Raw genomic sequence first — 14,364 nt, 5'->3', positions numbered from 1 at the left:
GTTCCACGTGGAACCCGCGTTGACGACGCCGTTCATCGTAGTGGACCGCCGGCGTGCGCACCCAGCCCGCCTGCCCTCGGGTCTCATCCCGGCTACCGTCGGAGGACATGAAGGCAATCGCATATGACAACGGCCCCGACACCCTGCGCCTGACCGAGGTCGACGACCCGGTCGCCTCCGCCGGCGAGGTACTCATCGATGTCGCGGCCTCCGCGGTGAACCGGGCCGACCTGCTGCAGTCCAGGGGCCACTACCCGCCGCCGCCCGGCGCCTCCGAGATCCTCGGCCTCGAGTGCTCGGGCCGCATCGCCGCGGTCGGCGAGGGCGTGGAGGGCCTGGCGGTGGGCGACGAGGTGTGCGCGCTACTGGCCGGCGGCGGGTACGCGGAGAAGGTCGCCGTCCCGGCCGGTCAGGTCATGCCGGTCCCCGCCGGGGTCTCGCTCCACGAGGCCGCGTCCCTCCCGGAGGTGGCGTGCACCGTGTGGTCGAACCTGGCCATGACGGGAGGGCTCGGCCGCGGCGTCCTGGCCGCGCAGGCCCGATGGGGCGACACGGACCTCGGTGCCCCGCGTGTGCTGATCCACGGCGGCGCCGGCGGCATCGGCTCGCACGCGATCCAGGTGTGCCGCGCCCTCGGGGCCCGCGTGGCCACCACCGCGGGCGGGCCGGAGAAGGTGCAGATGTGCCGCGAACTGGGCGCGGACCTGGTGATCGACTACCGGGACGAGGACTTCGTCGAACGAGTCAGGGACTGGACCGACGACGACGAGCGCGGCCGCGGCGTCGACCTGATCCTGGACGTGATGGGCGCGAAGTACCTGGAGAAGAACATCGCGTCCCTGGCGCCGGACGGTCGCGTCATCGTCATCGGCCTCCAGGGCGGGGTCAAGGGTGAGCTCAACCTGGGCCGGTTGCTGCCCAAGCGTGCCGGCATCCTCGCGACCAACCTCCGGGCCCGACCCGCGGACGGCCCCGGCGGCAAGACCGGCATCTGCCGGGAGGTCGTCGACCAGGTGTGGCCGATGGTCGCAGCAGGGGACGTCACCACCCGGGTCTCCCGCGAGATCCCGCTCGACCGGGCCGCAGACGCACTGGCCCTGCTGGAGTCGGGCGAGAGCCACGGCAAGATCCTGCTCACGGTCGACTGAGGCGATCCAGCAGGTCGAGGGTCTCGTCGCACCAGCCCACCCACGCCTGCTCCGCCTGGATGCCCAACTTGAGCACCTGGTGCTGGAGCGCACCCCGGACCTCGACGGGGTCGCGGTCCGCGAAGTCCTGCTCCTCGATCTCCCGGTACCGCCGCAGGTTCTCCACCCGCTGGCGGCGGTGGTACCCGAGGGCCCGCCGAAGGTCGTCCACCCTGCCCGTGGCCGCGGCCGCGCGGACACGGACCGCGAGGCTCGAGCGCATCGGTTCGGGCTCGTCGTCCTCCCCGATCCACTCCACCAGCAGGGCCCGGCCGGTGTCGGCGACGGCGAACCTCCTGGGTTGTCCCCGCCGCGGCGGTCCCTGCTGCGGCAGCTCGCGGATGAGGCCCGCGGACGCCAGCCGATCGAGCTCGCGATAGATCTGCTGGTGGGTCGCGGGCCAGAAGTACCCGATCGACTTGTCGAACCGGCGGGCGAGTTCGATGCCGCTGCCCTCCCGCTCGGTGAGGGAGGTGAGGATCGCGAACTTCAGCGACATCGGGTCAGCGGGTCGCGGGCAGACCCGCGGTGAGGGCCGCCACCGCGTCGTCGTACTCGGACCGCAGCCGCTCGACCAGCTCGCGGACGGGCCCGACCGAGTCCACCGCGCCCACGCCCTGACCGGCGCCCCAGATGTCGCGCCACGCCTTGGAGTCGGTGGTCCCCCCGGAGCCGAAGTCCATGGCCGAGGGATCGGACTCGGGCAGATCGTCGGGGTTCAGGCCGGCGGCCTCGATACTGCCCCGCAGGTAGTTTCCGTGGATACCGGTGAAGAGGTTGCTGTAGACGATGTCGCCGGCGCCGCTGTCGACGATCATCTGCTTGTAGGCGTCGGTGGCGCGGGACTCCTCGGTCGCGAGGAACGCCGAACCCACGTAGGCGAGGTCGGCACCGGCCGCCTGCGCGGCGAGGATCGAGCGACCGTGGGCGATGGCCCCGGACAGCAGCAGCGGGCCGTCGAACCACTCGCGGATCTCGCTGATCAGCGCGAACGGAGACTGGGTGCCGGCGTGCCCCCCGGCGCCCGCGGCGACCGCGACGAGCCCGTCCGCCCCCTTCTCGACGGCCTTGCGGGCGAACCGGTCGTTGATCACGTCATGCAGGACGATGCCGCCGTACGAATGGACGGCCTCGTTGACCTCCTCGCGCGCGCCGAGGGAGGTGATGACGATCGGCACCTCGTGCTCGACAACGGTGGCCAGGTCCTGCTCGAGCCGATCATTGGAGCGATGGACGATCTGGTTGACCGCGAACGGGGCGACGTACCGGTCGGGATTCGCGGCGGCGAACGCCTCATTGCTCTCCCTGACCTGCTCGATCCACTCGGCCAGCGCCGACTGCGGCCGCGCGTTGAGCGCCGGGAACGACCCGATCACCCCCGCCTGACACTGCGCGGCCACCAGCTCGGGGCCGGAGTAGATGAACATCGGCGAGGCGACCACCGGGACGGTGAGCGGGCCGGCGAGCACGGAGGGAAGGGCCATGAGCAGTCCTTTCGAGAGCGGGGCGGAGCAGACTTCTCCCCTGACCGTACGGTCGCGCCGACTTTCATGCAACTAGTTGCACAAGAGTCGACGGCCTCGCGTCGGCGACAGAACCCACACCTCACGGACGGGAATCGCGGTCTAGGACAGCTCCGCGAAGCGTTCGGTGTCGCGCACCTTTCCGGAGACGATGATGGTGTCCCCCGGGTGCAGGATCGTGTCGGCGGCGGCGTAGGTGAAGCCCTCCCCGGGACGCTTGATCGCCACCACGGTCACGCCGTGGTCCGTGCGGATCGAGGTCGCACCGAGACTGCGACCCGTCGCGAACGCCGGGGCGGTCGTCTTGACCATGGCGAATCCGTCATCGAACTCGATGTAGTCGATCATCCGGCCGCGGACCAGGTGGGCCACCCGCTTGCCCATGTCGTGTTCCGGCCGCACGACATGATGCACACCGATCTGCGTGAGGATCTTGGCGTGGGAGTTGCTGATCGCCTTGGCCCACACGTTCGCCACGCCCATATTGATCAGGGCCGAGGCGGTCAGCAGGCTGGCCTCGAGGTCGGAGCCGATCCCCACCACCGCGCGATCGAACTCGTGCACCGACAACTGACGTAGGGACTCCTCGTCCGTGGTGTCGGCCACCACCGCGTGCGTGAGGCGGTTGGCGATCTTCTGCACGACCGCATCGCTCGCGTCGACACCCAACACCTCCGCGCCCTGGGACATCAACTCCAGGGCGAGCGACTTGCCGAACCGACCCAGACCGAGCACTGCCACGGCGTCCGGCGCTGATTTCCTAGCCAATGAGTGGCCTTTCTGCGGGAAGGTCGTACCGTCGTCCGCGCTGGCGAGCGGCCAGGGCACTGACCATGGTGATCGGGCCGATCCGGCCCAGGTACATCAGTCCGATCAGTATCCACTGACCCCACTCGGGAAACTGCGCGGTGATGCCGGTGGACAGCCCCACCGTGGCGAACGCGGAAGTGACCTCGAACAACAGTTCATTGAGCCCGAACGGCGTCCCCGCCAGGAGCACGATGGTCGAGACCGTCACCAATCCGATACCGATGAGTGCCACGGCCAACGCCTGGCGCTGGACGCGGGTGTCCACACGGCGGTCGAAGATCGTGACCGATTTCTCGCCCCGCACCTCTGCGACCATGACGAACAGCAGAAGTGCGAAGGTCGTCACCTTGATACCGCCGGCAGTGCCTCCGCTGCCGCCTCCGATGAACATCAACACGTCGGTCACGAGCAGGGTCGCCTCGTCCATCTGCGCGTAGTCGACGCTGTTGAAGCCGGCGGTTCTGGGCATCGTCCCCTGGAACGCGGCCACCAGGACCTTGTCGGCGAAACCGAACGATTGCAGCGTGCGGGTCCACTCCAGCGCCAGGACCGCCGCGAACCCCGCCAACAGCAGGATCGCCGTGACGTGCACGGTCAGCCGGGTGTGCAGGCTCCACCGCGGGTGCTCCCGGGCCGCGGATCCGGACCGGCGGATGCGCCGCCCCACCTCGAACAGGACCGGGAAGCCCAACCCGCCCAGGATCACGGCCACCATCAACGGCACACAGATCCACGGATCGGTGGCGAAGCCGATCACGTTGTCGCTGTACAGCGCGAACCCGGCGTCGTTGAACGCCGAGACCGAATGGAACACGCCCAGCCACAGCGACCGCAGCACCGATTCGTCGTACCCGACCGCGAAACGAACCGCCATCACCGCCGCGGTGACCGCCTCGATCAGCAGACTCATCCGGACCACGCCGACGACCACGCCCCGCACGTCGCCGAGTTCGGCCGACCGGGCCTCGGCCGCGGTGTTCAACCGTGCCTTGAGCCCGATCCGGTGCGCCAACATCAGCCCCACCAACGAGGCCATGGTCATGATCCCCAGGCCCCCGACCTGGATCAGCCCCAGAATGACCGCCTGACCGAATCCCGACCAGTGCACAGGGGTGTCCACCACGATCAACCCGGTCAAGCACATCGCCGATGTCGCGGTGAACAGCGCTTCGGTCACACTGGTGGCGCTCCTGGACGCCACCGCCGCGGGCAGCAGCAGCAACCCGGTCCCCACCGCGATCGCCGCAGCGAAACTCAGGGCGACGACCCGGACCGGGCTCAACGTCGCCCAGCCCGCCCACCGCCGCATCACAGACGGTGACACCCGCCCATACGCAGTCACGAGGTCAGACAGTAGACTTCGGCGCCACCGATGAACAGTAGGGGTTCGCGCCCGGTGAACCGGCTGCGTATCACCGCAGCGTGCGGCCCGCAGCCCCCGCGTAGATTTCCTGCGCCAACCGCTCCGCGCCCTCCACGAGTGCGGCGACGGCGGCCGGATCGATGCCGCCCGCCGCGGGCACCCCGGAGACGACGGAGCGCGGGTCCTCGTCCGCCGGCACCGAAGTCCACTGCGACCCGGCAGCGAGCAGCGAACCGTGCTTGACCTCGTAATAGACCGACCCCGACCGCAGCGCCACCCCGGAGGCTCCGCGGGCCGCCGCGAAGAGATGCGGATGGAAACGGGTGGTCAACCAGACCTGCCCCGGCCGGGCGGGCAGACCCGTGGCCCACAGTTCCTGGAACGGCACGAAACGCGCGCGGGGCAACCGCAGATCGGCCAGGGCGCGGCCCACCTCGTCGTCGTCGCTGTCTCCGCCCCGTCCACCGTCGGCACCGGACGCGGCCGCGGCGCGCGCACACACCCTGTCCCACACCACCCGGTCCCCACCGGGGATCGACTCGACGACGGTGATCCGCTCGCCCGGCACCGCCCACGCGGCGAGGAGGCGCGCGACGGTGGCGGCGAGGACCTCGGGCTCCACCAGGTCAGACTGGGCGCACAGCACCAGGTCGCGGCACGCGTCCGGGTCGGACGAGTAGACCGGGTGGTCGCCGGCCTCGACGCCACCCGCCGCCGACAGGGCGAGCCAGCCGTCGTCGGCCACGTGGCGGACCGGCACCCCCGTGCCCGCGAGGAGCTCGAACGAGTCGGCGTCACGGACGGTGACCAGGTCGTAGTCACGCAACGCCCCCGCCAACCGTCCGGCGTCCCCGCACGGCACGAACCCCTGACCGGTGGCCACCACGCGCGCGCCCGCCGCCCGGCCGGCCTCCCCCGCCGCCGCGACCACGCCCAGGTGGTGCGGCCACAGGTCGTTGACGAAGCCGCCGCCGATGAGGTGGACCACAGACGCGCTGCGCAGCAGGTCGATGCCCGTGGCCAGCGCCGGACGCAGCCCGGGGTCGCCCACCGCGGCGCGACAGAACCCGATCGCCTCGTCGGCGCCGGTGTGCTCGGAGGCCAGGCGCCACAGGGTGTCGGTGAAGAGCACGTCCGGGTGCTCGGAATGGTGCAGGACCGCCGCCTGGCCGGGCGTGTGGCAGTCCACCACGACGGGCGTCCCCGGCAGTGCGTGCCGCAGGTAGCGCAGCCACCCCGCCAACAGCTGCTCGTCGCCGTGGTTGGGGTGACCGGCCGGAGCGACGAGGTACACGGGCCGGTGGCCCTCCCGCGGCCGGCCCCACCGCGCGTCCGCGGTGGCGCGCACGGCGTCGAGCCGGCGTCGGGCCCGTCGTCTCAGGCGGGCGGCGGGCGCGGCTCGGCGAGTCGGCGTCATGACGTCAACCCTGCCGCACCCCCGTGGGGCCCCGCCGCCCGGGTCAGACCGCCGCCGGCCGCCGGACCGGACTGGGGGTCAGATCGGTGGGATCAGATCCGCACGAGCATCTTGCCCACGTTCGCGCCCTTCATCAGATCGAGGAAAGCGTCGACCGAGTTGTCGATGCCGTCGACGACGGTCTCGTCGAACACGATCTCGCCCGAGGCGACCCACGGGCCGACCTTCTCCGCGAACTCCTTGAACAGGTGCATGTACTTGTTCATCGTGAAGCCCTGCAGGGTGAGGCCGCGGGTGATGGCGTGCCACATGTTGTCCGGCCCCGGCGCACGCTCGGTGGCGTTGTACGAACTGATCGCGCCGCACAGGGCCAGTCGGCCCCCGTCGTTCATCAGGTCGAGCGCGGCCTCGAGGTGGTCACCGCCCACGTTGTCGAAGTAGACGTCGATACCCTCACCGTCGCGGGCGCCGAAGTGCCCCCGCAGGAGCTCACGGACCGAGCCGTCCTTGTAATTGATCGCGGCGTCGAAGCCGTAGCGCTCCGTGCACGTGGCGACCTTCTCCGCGCTGCCGGCCGAGCCGATGATCGTGGACGCGCCCTCGAGCCTGGCGATCTGGCCCACCGCGGAGCCGACGGAACCCGCCGCACCCGAGACGAACACCGACTCGCCCGCCCGGAACCGTCCGATGTGCATGAGTCCCACGTACGCCGTGAGCCCGGTGGTGCCGAGGATGCCCAGGTACGCCGAGACCGGCACGCCGTCGATCTCCTCCACCACGCGGAACTGCCGACCGTCGGCCTGCGCGACGTCGCGCCACCCCAGGTCGTGCAGGACCACCGCACCGACGGGGTGGGCGCCGGACCGCGACTCGACGACGCGCCCCACCGCGGCACCGGTCATGGTCTCGTCGAGCTCGAACGGCGGGATGTAGGAGCGCCCCTCGTTCATGCGGCCGCGCATGTAGGGGTCCACGGAGACGTACTCGTTGGCCACCCGCACCTCGCCCTCGGCGAGCTCGGGCAGGTCGACGGTGACCGTGCGGAAGTTGTCGTGGGTCGGCCATCCACGTGGGCGGCTGGCGAGCTGGATCTGCGTACTGGTCGTCATCTCTACTGTCTACGCGCACTCGCTGCGGGGCTGCCACCGCCGGCCGCTCTAGTAGGCTTCCCGATCGTGCAGGACCAGTCCCTTCCCGATCCCACCTCGGCGACGCTCCCCGACGAGCGCGTGCGCGGCGAGATCGTCAACGACTCCCACACCTTCCGCCGGGCCGTCGCCGACCTGCGGCAGGGGCTCAGCCAGCGCGAGCTGTGGTTGTCCCTGGGCTGGCAGGACATCAAACAGCGCTACCGGCGGTCCACGCTCGGACCCCTGTGGATCACCATCGCAACCGGTGTCATGGCCGTCGCGCTCGGCCTGCTGTACTCGATCCTCTTCCAGATCCCGCTCGCCGAGTTCCTCCCGCACGTCACCGTGGGCCTCATCATGTGGGGCTTCATCTCCGGGTGCATCAAGGAGGGCTCCGAGGTCTTCATCGCCAACGAGGGCCTCATCAAGCAGCTGCCCAGCGCGTTGAGCGTCCACGTCTACCGCCTGGTCTGGCGGCAGTTCCTGTTCCTGTGTCACAACCTGGTGATCTGGGTGGTGCTCATGCTGGTCTTCCCGCGCCCCCTGGGCTGGGACCTGCTGCTGTCCGTCCTGGGACTGGCGGTGCTCATGATCAACGGCGTCTGGGTGGCCATGCTGTTCGGCATCCTCGCCACCCGGTTCCGCGACATCGCGCCGCTGCTGGACTCGATGGTGCAGCTGCTGTTCTACATGACCCCCATCGTCTGGACCACGCAGACGCTCTACGAGCAGGGCGGGGAGATCGCCGAGCGGGCCCGGATCGCCGAGCTCAACCCGCTCTACCACTACCTCGAGATCGTCCGCGCCCCCATGCTCGGGGAGCCCACCGCCGCCTATCACTGGTGGATCGTCCTGGGCTGCACCGCCGTCGGCCTGGTCCTCGCGTTCGTGGCCCTGCGCCAGTTCCGCTCCCGAGTCCCGTACTGGGTGTAGGAGATATATCCCATGAGCTCCGCTGTCCCCACGCCCGGCGGCGTGTCCATCGACTGCGTGGACGCCTGCGTCGACTTCCCGATCTTCGACGCCAAGTCGCGATCGCTCAAGAAGGCCGTGCTGGGGTCCGCCGGCGGCGCGATCGGCCGTAACGCGTCCAACGTCGTCGTCGTCGAGGCCCTCAAGGACATCACCCTCTCCCTCCGCGAGGGCGACCGCATCGGGCTGGTCGGCCACAACGGGGCCGGCAAGTCCACGCTGCTGCGCCTGCTCTCCGGCATCTACGAGCCCACCCGCGGGGCCGCCCGGATCCGCGGTCGCGTGGCGCCGGTCTTCGACCTGGGCGTCGGCATGGACCCGGAGATCTCGGGCTACGAGAACATCATCATCCGCGGGCTGTTCCTCGGGCAGACGCGCAAGCAGATGAAGGCGAAGGTCGAGGAGATCGCCGACTTCACCGAGCTCGGCGAGTACCTCGACATGCCACTGCGCACCTACTCCACCGGCATGCGCGTCCGCCTGGCGATGGGGGTGGTGACCTCCATCGACCCCGAGATCCTGCTGCTCGACGAGGGCATCGGTGCCGTGGACGCGGAGTTCATGAAGAAGGCGCGGGTCAAGCTCGCCGAGCTGGTCTCCCGCTCCGGCATCCTCGTGTTCGCCTCACACTCCAACGAATTCCTCGCGCAGCTGTGCGACTCGGCCATGTGGGTCGACCACGGCCGGATCCGCCAGCGCGGCAGCATCGAGGAGATCGTCACCGCCTATGAGGGCCCCGAGGCCGGGCGCTCGATCGGCGAGTACATCGGCAGGATGCACCATGAGGACTGAGCGGCAGGGCGCGGGCCGCCCGGGCGGTGCGGGCGACTCGCCCGGGTCGGACGCCCCTGCGGTGATGGGCTCGGACCTGCGCGCCCAGAATGGTCCCGACACGCAGCACAACCCCGCCGGAAGCGAGCATTCCGCCAGCGCAACCCAGCGGGGCGGCGACGGGCGGCGCGTCGTGGCCGTGGTGGTCACGCACCGCCGGCTGGAGCAGCTGCGCGCCTCGCTCGAGGTGGTGTGCGGCCAGACCCGCCCGATCGACCACCTGGTGGTGATCGACAATGCCGACGAGCAGGCCGTGCGAGAACTGGTCGAAGCCCAGCCGGTCGAGGCCACGTACATCGGCTCGAAGCACAACCTGGGTGGCGCGGGCGGGTTCGCACTGGGGATGCTCCACGCCCTGGCCACCGGGGCGGGCCTGGTGTGGTGCGCCGACGACGACGGCCGCCCCGAGGGGCCCGAGGTGCTGGCGACCCTGCTGGGCTGCATGGACCGCCACGGGCTGGCCGAGGTGTCGCCGGTGGTGTGCGACCTCGACGATCCCGACCGTCTGGCGTTCCCGCTGCGGCGCGGCCTGGTGTGGCGACGACACCGCTCCGAGCTGTTCACCGACGGCGGGGCCAGCGGGACGGGCGGGGCCGGTGGGACGGGCGGGCCCGCGGCACCGGCCGAGGACCTGCTGCCCGGCATCGCGTCGCTGTTCAACGGCGCGCTGTTCACCGCCGACTGCCTGGACCGGGTCGGCGTTCCGGATCTGCGGCTGTTCATCCGCGGCGACGAGGTGGAGATGCACCGCCGCCTGGCCCGCTCCGGCCAGCCTTTCGGCACCTGCCTGACCGCCGCCTACCTTCACCCGCAGGGCTCGGACGAGTTCAAGCCGATCCTCCGCGGCCGGATGCACACCCAGTTCCCCGACGACCCGGTCAAACGCCACTTCACCTACCGCAACCGCGGGTACGTGCTCACCCAGCCCGGCAATCGGCGACTCATCCCCCAGGAGATCCTGCGCTTCGGCTGGTACTTCCTCGTCTCGCGCCGCGATCCCGCCGGCTTCCGGGAGTGGCTGCGCCTGCAGCGGATGGGTGCGGGCGAGCGGTTCGACAAGCCCGGCGGCTGACCCACGAAATCCGCTACCGCGAATCCGGATCCGCTATGCCGATTGGACTCGCGGATCCGGAGGTGGAGTAGCGGATTTTGGCAGGATGGGTCCATGACCGACTGGATCGCCCTGCAGTCCCGCGCCGCCGACCTCTACGACGAGGTCCTGCCCGCCATCACCGACTGGGACGCCACCACACCCTGCAGCGACTGGAGGGCGCACGAGGTGCTGGCCCACGTGGTCGACGAGCAATTGTGGGTGCCGGGGTTGCTGGCCGGCGGCACCGTCGACGAGGTGGCCGACGATCTGGAGGACCGCCTGCGTCGGCTCCACGAGGCGACCGGGCCGGAGCTGGTCACCGACTGGCACGCGATCCGCCCGCCGGTGGCGGCGGCGTGGCGGGGGACGCCGGACGACGACGAGGTGCACCTGTCCTACGGGCTGGCGCCCGCGAAGCACTACCTGGCGCAACAGGTGTTCGACCTCGCCGTCCACGCGTGGGATCTCGCCGTCTCCCAGCGGATCGACCTGCGGTGGGGCGACGAGCTCGACCGGGCCGTGCTGGAGTTCGTCCGAGCGGATCTCGCCGACAACCCGGCCCCGGAACTCTTCGATCCCCCGGTGCCCGGCTACGAGGGGCCGGACGTCCCCGCCCGGGACACGGCGCTGGCGCTGACCGGACGCGATCCGGGGGCGTGGCCCGTCAGGCCTCTCTGAGAGCAGCCATCGGGCACTTCGCGACGGCCTTCCGTGCCCGCTTCTCGTGCTCCTCGGGGACCTCGTCGACGATGACGCGCACCACCTCGTCGTCGTCCCCCAGCTCGAACACCGCGGGGGCGAGCCCGACGCACACCGCCTGGCCCTCGCACCGGTCCGGATCCACGATGATCCTCATGACGTGCCTCCTCGTCGTCGGCCACGATCGGTTCCGTGGTCGGACCCCTGAAGTTAGACAAATCGGTGCTTTTTGTCTAGGGAGTTCGTGTTTTCGTCACCGGATCGCAGCCGCCCCGAACTGACCCGCCGGTAAGTTAAGCTCACCCCGTGCCCAAGACGCTGCTGCACCGATACACCTCGAGCCCCCGGGCGTTCCCGGTCCTGGCCTCGCTCTATCCACCCCTGCTGGGCTCGGGGATCCGCATCCGCCACGTCGCGCCGGACTGGACCCGCGGGGAGCTCGACATGCACGTGGCCCCGTGGACGGCCAACACCAACGGCACCGCGTTCGGCGGCGCGCTGTTCGCCGCCACCGACGTGCTCTACGGGGCGCTGCTGTCCGGGCAGCTCGGCACCGGTTACCAGGTGTGGACCAAGTCCGCGACGATCGACTTCCGTACCCCCGGACGCGGTCGTCTGCGGTGCGTCGTGGAGGTCCCCCGCGTGGAGGCCGACTCCATCCGTGAGCAGCTGACCGCGCGGCCCCGGACGAGCATCGTCCACACGGCCCTGGTCACCGACGCCCGCGGCGGGACGGTCGTGGAGGCCCGGCACACGATGTCGATCCGCCGCAGGGATTGACGGGCAGCGGTCAGAGACCTCCGCCGGGGGTCTCCCGCCGCCGGACACGGGTAGGATAATCCGGTCCCAGGCCCTCCCCGGAAAGGAACCCCCGTTGGGAGCCACCCCGCTCGCATGGTCGTTGTCAGTCGGCCTCATCATCGCCCTGTTGCTGTTCGACTACTTCTTTCACGTGCGCAAGGAGCACATCCCCACCCTCAAGGAGTCGGCCATCTGGTCCGCGCTCTACGTGGGGATCGCCCTGATCTTCGGCGGCGTGGTGTGGATCTTCGGCGGCACAGACATGGGCGTGGAGTACTTCGCCGGGTACATCACCGAGAAGGCGCTCTCGGTGGACAACCTGTTCGTGTTCCTTCTGCTGCTCACCAGTTTTAAGGTGCCGCGTGCGGGCCAGCAGAAGGCACTGCTGTTCGGCATCGTGTTCTCGATCATCGCGCGGACCGCGTTCATCTTCGTGGGCGCCGCGCTGCTCAACAAGTTCGCCGTCCTGTTCTACATCTTCGGCCTGTTCCTCATCGTCACCGCCGGACGTCTGCTGGCCGAGGACGACGAGGACGACGACGCCGACAACGTGGTGGTGCGCCTGGCCAAGCGATTCATCCCGGCCACCGACCACTACGACCACGACAAGCTGTTCACCATCGAGAACGGCAAGCGCGTCATGACGCCGATGATGATCGTCATGGTCGCCATCGGCGGCACCGACATCATGTTCGCGCTGGATTCGATCCCCGCGATCTTCGGTCTCACCCAGAACGTCTTCATCGTCTTCACCGCCACCACGTTCTCGCTGCTCGGCCTGCGCCAGCTGTACTTCCTGCTCGACGGCCTGCTCGACCGGCTCGTCTACCTCAAGTACGGGCTGGCCGCGATCCTCGGCTTCATCGGCGTCAAGCTCATCCTCCACGCCCTGCACGAGAACAACCTCCCGTTCATCAACGGTGGCGAGCACGTGGACGTGGTGGAGGTCCCCACGTTCCTCTCGCTGGGCATCATCGTTGGTGTGCTCGTGGTGACGGTCCTCGGCTCCCTGCTCAGCCCGGCCGGCAAGGCGCTCACGGTGCTCGGCAACCTCAAGCGACACTCGCTCGAATACCTCGACAAGGACTTCGTCGACGATCCGGTCGAGCGGGCGAAGCTGTGGGCGAAGATCGTCGAGAACGAGGACAAGCTCAAGGACATCGAGCGCAAGTACTTCGGCAGCGAGGGCGACGTGTGGGAGCTTGAGCAGCTCCTGCGGAGGGTCTGGGACGAGCAGGGCCGCTACGAGAAGGCGACCGACTACACCCGCTGACGTCGGCGGCGGCCGGGCCTCACCGGGGCTTCCTCACCAGGGGCTGCCGGACCACATGCCGTGCGGATCCACCGCGCCGTCCTCGCGCAACGGGGACCGGACCTCCGTCGATGGCCAGCGCGACCTCAGCACCGCCGCCGCGCGGTGCCCTTCCCCCCGACCTCCCGGAGGCGTGAGCGCGGCTGGCCCGGCAAACGGAGCGGGCACAGCGGACGGAGCGGGCGCCGCGGCCCCCTCCGGAGAGACGGGTCCTCGGACGACGATCACCGTCCATCCGGCCCGACGCAAGTGCTCCCGGTAGCGCTCGGCGGGTCTCCCGAACGACGGGGCCCGCCCGCCGGGCGTGAACACCACGCACCGGTCGAAGGGATCGGCGAGCGGCAACTCCACCGTGAAGTGCCCCAGCCGGACCGTGTGCCCGTGCCCGAACGTCCCGCACCCCGCCGCCGCCAACTCGAGCCGGGCCCGGGTCGACGCGACCGATCCCGAGAGCGGATCCGCCGCCCCGGCGACCTCACGGAAGGCCCTCGCACCACGCCCGGCGGGATGCCCGGCGGCGCCCGACAACTGGCCCGGCAGTTCGGGCAGCATCCCGCACAGCCGCTCCACCGCGACGACCGCGTCCTCGAACGACAGATCTCCGGCCAGGTCCCGGCAGGTCCGCAGCGGGGTGGTCACACGCAACCCGTCGATCTCCGTGACAGCGGACGGGGGCATCGAATCGTAGCGGTACACCCTGCCCGGACGCGACCTGCGCGTCGACGGCAGCCAGATCTCGGGTGGCGCGTCCGCGGGCGCGGAGTCGTCGCCCCACAGCAGGGCGGCGCTGCGCCCGCGCAGCACCCCTCCGGGCCAGGTCCGCGCCAGCGCGACGCTGCGCATGCGGAGATCGTCCCGTTGGTCCTCCCGCCGGTACATCCCGTGCCAGATCCGCCGATAGCGCGCGCGGTCAGCGGGATCCGGTACCGCGACGGCGAGTTCGGCCGTGGTCAGCGGGCCCGGTGGCAGAGCGCCCCGTACGCCCCGTGCGACCTGCGCGACCTGCGCGACCTGCGCGCCCTGCGCGCCCTGCGCGCCCTGCGCGCCCTGCGCGCCCTTGCGGATTCTGCCCGGCGGTGGTGGGTCGCCGGCCACCGTTTCCGCACCGCGTCCTCCCGCATCGAGGACTCGGGCACGGGACGCATCTGGGATTTCCATACCCGTCACTGTGGCGCACGGATCCGTCGCTCCCGGGCCGGGAAGCCGCCTTCCGGGCGGCGTCTGTG

Annotated in this window: 15 protein-coding genes; 7 read left to right on the top strand and 8 right to left on the bottom strand. The window is 70.3% G+C overall.

The annotated features are described in order from the left end of the window. The first annotated feature begins 107 nt into the window (after nucleotides 1-107). The gene (locus AB5G72_RS01710) at nucleotides 108-1,148 is read left to right on the top strand and encodes an NAD(P)H-quinone oxidoreductase (protein ID WP_154829342.1); all 1,041 of its coding nucleotides are present in this window, start codon (nucleotides 108-110) and stop codon (nucleotides 1,146-1,148) included. On the opposite strand, the gene AB5G72_RS01705 is transcribed toward AB5G72_RS01710, so the two are convergent. From AB5G72_RS01705 to AB5G72_RS01680, 6 genes are all read right to left on the bottom strand, one after another. After that, complete coding sequence (locus AB5G72_RS01705; RefSeq protein ID WP_070720094.1) at nucleotides 1,135-1,686, bottom strand: PadR family transcriptional regulator; 552 nt, start codon at nucleotides 1,684-1,686, stop codon at nucleotides 1,135-1,137. The two genes, AB5G72_RS01710 and AB5G72_RS01705, sit on opposite strands and share 14 nt — an antisense overlap. A gap of 4 nt (nucleotides 1,687-1,690) precedes the next feature. Further along, nucleotides 1,691-2,671, bottom strand: a complete 981-nt coding sequence (locus AB5G72_RS01700) for an NAD(P)H-dependent flavin oxidoreductase (RefSeq protein WP_070720092.1) — start codon at nucleotides 2,669-2,671, stop codon at nucleotides 1,691-1,693. A gap of 141 nt (nucleotides 2,672-2,812) precedes the next feature. Beyond that, nucleotides 2,813-3,451: a potassium channel family protein gene (locus tag AB5G72_RS01695; RefSeq protein ID WP_061229485.1), complete on the bottom strand. Its 639-nt coding sequence runs from the start codon at nucleotides 3,449-3,451 to the stop codon at nucleotides 2,813-2,815. A 19-nt stretch (nucleotides 3,452-3,470) separates the two neighbouring features. Next, complete coding sequence (locus AB5G72_RS01690) at nucleotides 3,471-4,829, bottom strand: TrkH family potassium uptake protein (RefSeq protein WP_440221535.1); 1,359 nt, start codon at nucleotides 4,827-4,829, stop codon at nucleotides 3,471-3,473. A gap of 103 nt (nucleotides 4,830-4,932) precedes the next feature. Next, complete coding sequence (locus AB5G72_RS01685) at nucleotides 4,933-6,300, bottom strand: polysaccharide pyruvyl transferase family protein (RefSeq protein WP_440220796.1); 1,368 nt, start codon at nucleotides 6,298-6,300, stop codon at nucleotides 4,933-4,935. A gap of 92 nt (nucleotides 6,301-6,392) precedes the next feature. Beyond that, a complete protein-coding gene (locus AB5G72_RS01680; RefSeq protein WP_440220795.1) occupies nucleotides 6,393-7,409 on the bottom strand; it encodes an NADP-dependent oxidoreductase in 1,017 nt (338 codons plus the stop codon). Between the two features lie 66 nt (nucleotides 7,410-7,475). On the opposite strand from AB5G72_RS01680, the gene wzm reads away from it, so the two are divergent. From wzm to AB5G72_RS01660, 4 genes are all read left to right on the top strand, one after another. Beyond that, complete coding sequence (wzm, locus tag AB5G72_RS01675; RefSeq protein ID WP_132062167.1) at nucleotides 7,476-8,363, top strand: galactan export ABC transporter permease subunit Wzm/RfbD; 888 nt, start codon at nucleotides 7,476-7,478, stop codon at nucleotides 8,361-8,363. A gap of 12 nt (nucleotides 8,364-8,375) precedes the next feature. Next, a complete protein-coding gene (gene wzt / locus AB5G72_RS01670) occupies nucleotides 8,376-9,194 on the top strand; it encodes a galactan export ABC transporter ATP-binding subunit Wzt/RfbE (protein WP_067714748.1) in 819 nt (272 codons plus the stop codon). Beyond that, entirely contained in the window at nucleotides 9,184-10,305 is a 1,122-nt protein-coding gene (gene glfT1 / locus AB5G72_RS01665; protein WP_440220794.1) for a galactofuranosyltransferase GlfT1, read from the top strand. Before wzt ends, glfT1 begins: the two co-directional genes overlap by 11 nt. A gap of 93 nt (nucleotides 10,306-10,398) precedes the next feature. Next, a complete protein-coding gene (locus tag AB5G72_RS01660) occupies nucleotides 10,399-11,004 on the top strand; it encodes a maleylpyruvate isomerase family mycothiol-dependent enzyme (protein WP_440220793.1) in 606 nt (201 codons plus the stop codon). On the opposite strand, the gene AB5G72_RS01655 is transcribed toward AB5G72_RS01660, so the two are convergent. After that, entirely contained in the window at nucleotides 10,991-11,182 is a 192-nt protein-coding gene (locus tag AB5G72_RS01655; protein WP_007633389.1) for a ferredoxin, read from the bottom strand. The two genes, AB5G72_RS01660 and AB5G72_RS01655, sit on opposite strands and share 14 nt — an antisense overlap. Nucleotides 11,183-11,331: 149 nt before the next feature. Here AB5G72_RS01655 and AB5G72_RS01650 point away from each other — a divergent pair, with 149 nt between their 5' ends. Further along, nucleotides 11,332-11,805 carry a DUF4442 domain-containing protein gene (locus AB5G72_RS01650; RefSeq protein ID WP_067714753.1) on the top strand — a complete coding sequence of 158 codons (474 nt, stop codon included), beginning with the start codon at nucleotides 11,332-11,334 and terminating at the stop codon, nucleotides 11,803-11,805. A 94-nt stretch (nucleotides 11,806-11,899) separates the two neighbouring features. Further along, nucleotides 11,900-13,099 carry a TerC/Alx family metal homeostasis membrane protein gene (locus tag AB5G72_RS01645; protein WP_067714756.1) on the top strand — a complete coding sequence of 400 codons (1,200 nt, stop codon included), beginning with the start codon at nucleotides 11,900-11,902 and terminating at the stop codon, nucleotides 13,097-13,099. Nucleotides 13,100-13,132: 33 nt separating this feature from the next. Here the strand turns inward: AB5G72_RS01645 and AB5G72_RS01640 are convergent, their stop codons facing one another. Beyond that, the gene (locus AB5G72_RS01640; protein ID WP_440220792.1) at nucleotides 13,133-14,296 is read right to left on the bottom strand and encodes a hypothetical protein; all 1,164 of its coding nucleotides are present in this window, start codon (nucleotides 14,294-14,296) and stop codon (nucleotides 13,133-13,135) included. Nucleotides 14,297-14,364: the final 68 nt, after the last annotated feature.

Origin of the sequence: Dietzia sp. MNB45 (assembly GCF_051994785.1) — a bacterium.
GTDB lineage: Bacteria > Actinomycetota > Actinomycetes > Mycobacteriales > Mycobacteriaceae > Dietzia > Dietzia kunjamensis.
The sequence above is the reverse complement of the archived record's forward strand: the minus strand, read 5'-3'. Positions and strand labels throughout refer to the sequence as shown.

Bases quoted from the DNA above. Each gene is read 5' to 3' on its own strand.
- AB5G72_RS01705 (WP_070720094.1), bottom strand. From the start codon at position 1,686: ATGTCGCTGAAGTTCGCGATCCTCACCTCCCTCACCGAGCGGGAGGGC.
- AB5G72_RS01655 (WP_007633389.1), bottom strand. From the start codon at position 11,182: ATGAGGATCATCGTGGATCCGGACCGGTGCGAGGGCCAGGCGGTGTGC.
- AB5G72_RS01660 (WP_440220793.1), top strand. From the start codon at position 10,399: ATGACCGACTGGATCGCCCTGCAGTCCCGCGCCGCCGACCTCTACGAC.
- AB5G72_RS01710 (WP_154829342.1), top strand. From the start codon at position 108: ATGAAGGCAATCGCATATGACAACGGCCCCGACACCCTGCGCCTGACC.
- wzt (WP_067714748.1), top strand. From the start codon at position 8,376: ATGAGCTCCGCTGTCCCCACGCCCGGCGGCGTGTCCATCGACTGCGTG.
- AB5G72_RS01700 (WP_070720092.1), bottom strand. From the start codon at position 2,671: ATGGCCCTTCCCTCCGTGCTCGCCGGCCCGCTCACCGTCCCGGTGGTC.
- AB5G72_RS01680 (WP_440220795.1), bottom strand. From the start codon at position 7,409: ATGACGACCAGTACGCAGATCCAGCTCGCCAGCCGCCCACGTGGATGG.
- glfT1 (WP_440220794.1), top strand. From the start codon at position 9,184: ATGAGGACTGAGCGGCAGGGCGCGGGCCGCCCGGGCGGTGCGGGCGAC.
- AB5G72_RS01640 (WP_440220792.1), bottom strand. From the start codon at position 14,296: ATGGAAATCCCAGATGCGTCCCGTGCCCGAGTCCTCGATGCGGGAGGA.
- AB5G72_RS01690 (WP_440221535.1), bottom strand. From the start codon at position 4,829: ATGCGGCGGTGGGCGGGCTGGGCGACGTTGAGCCCGGTCCGGGTCGTC.
- AB5G72_RS01685 (WP_440220796.1), bottom strand. From the start codon at position 6,300: ATGACGCCGACTCGCCGAGCCGCGCCCGCCGCCCGCCTGAGACGACGG.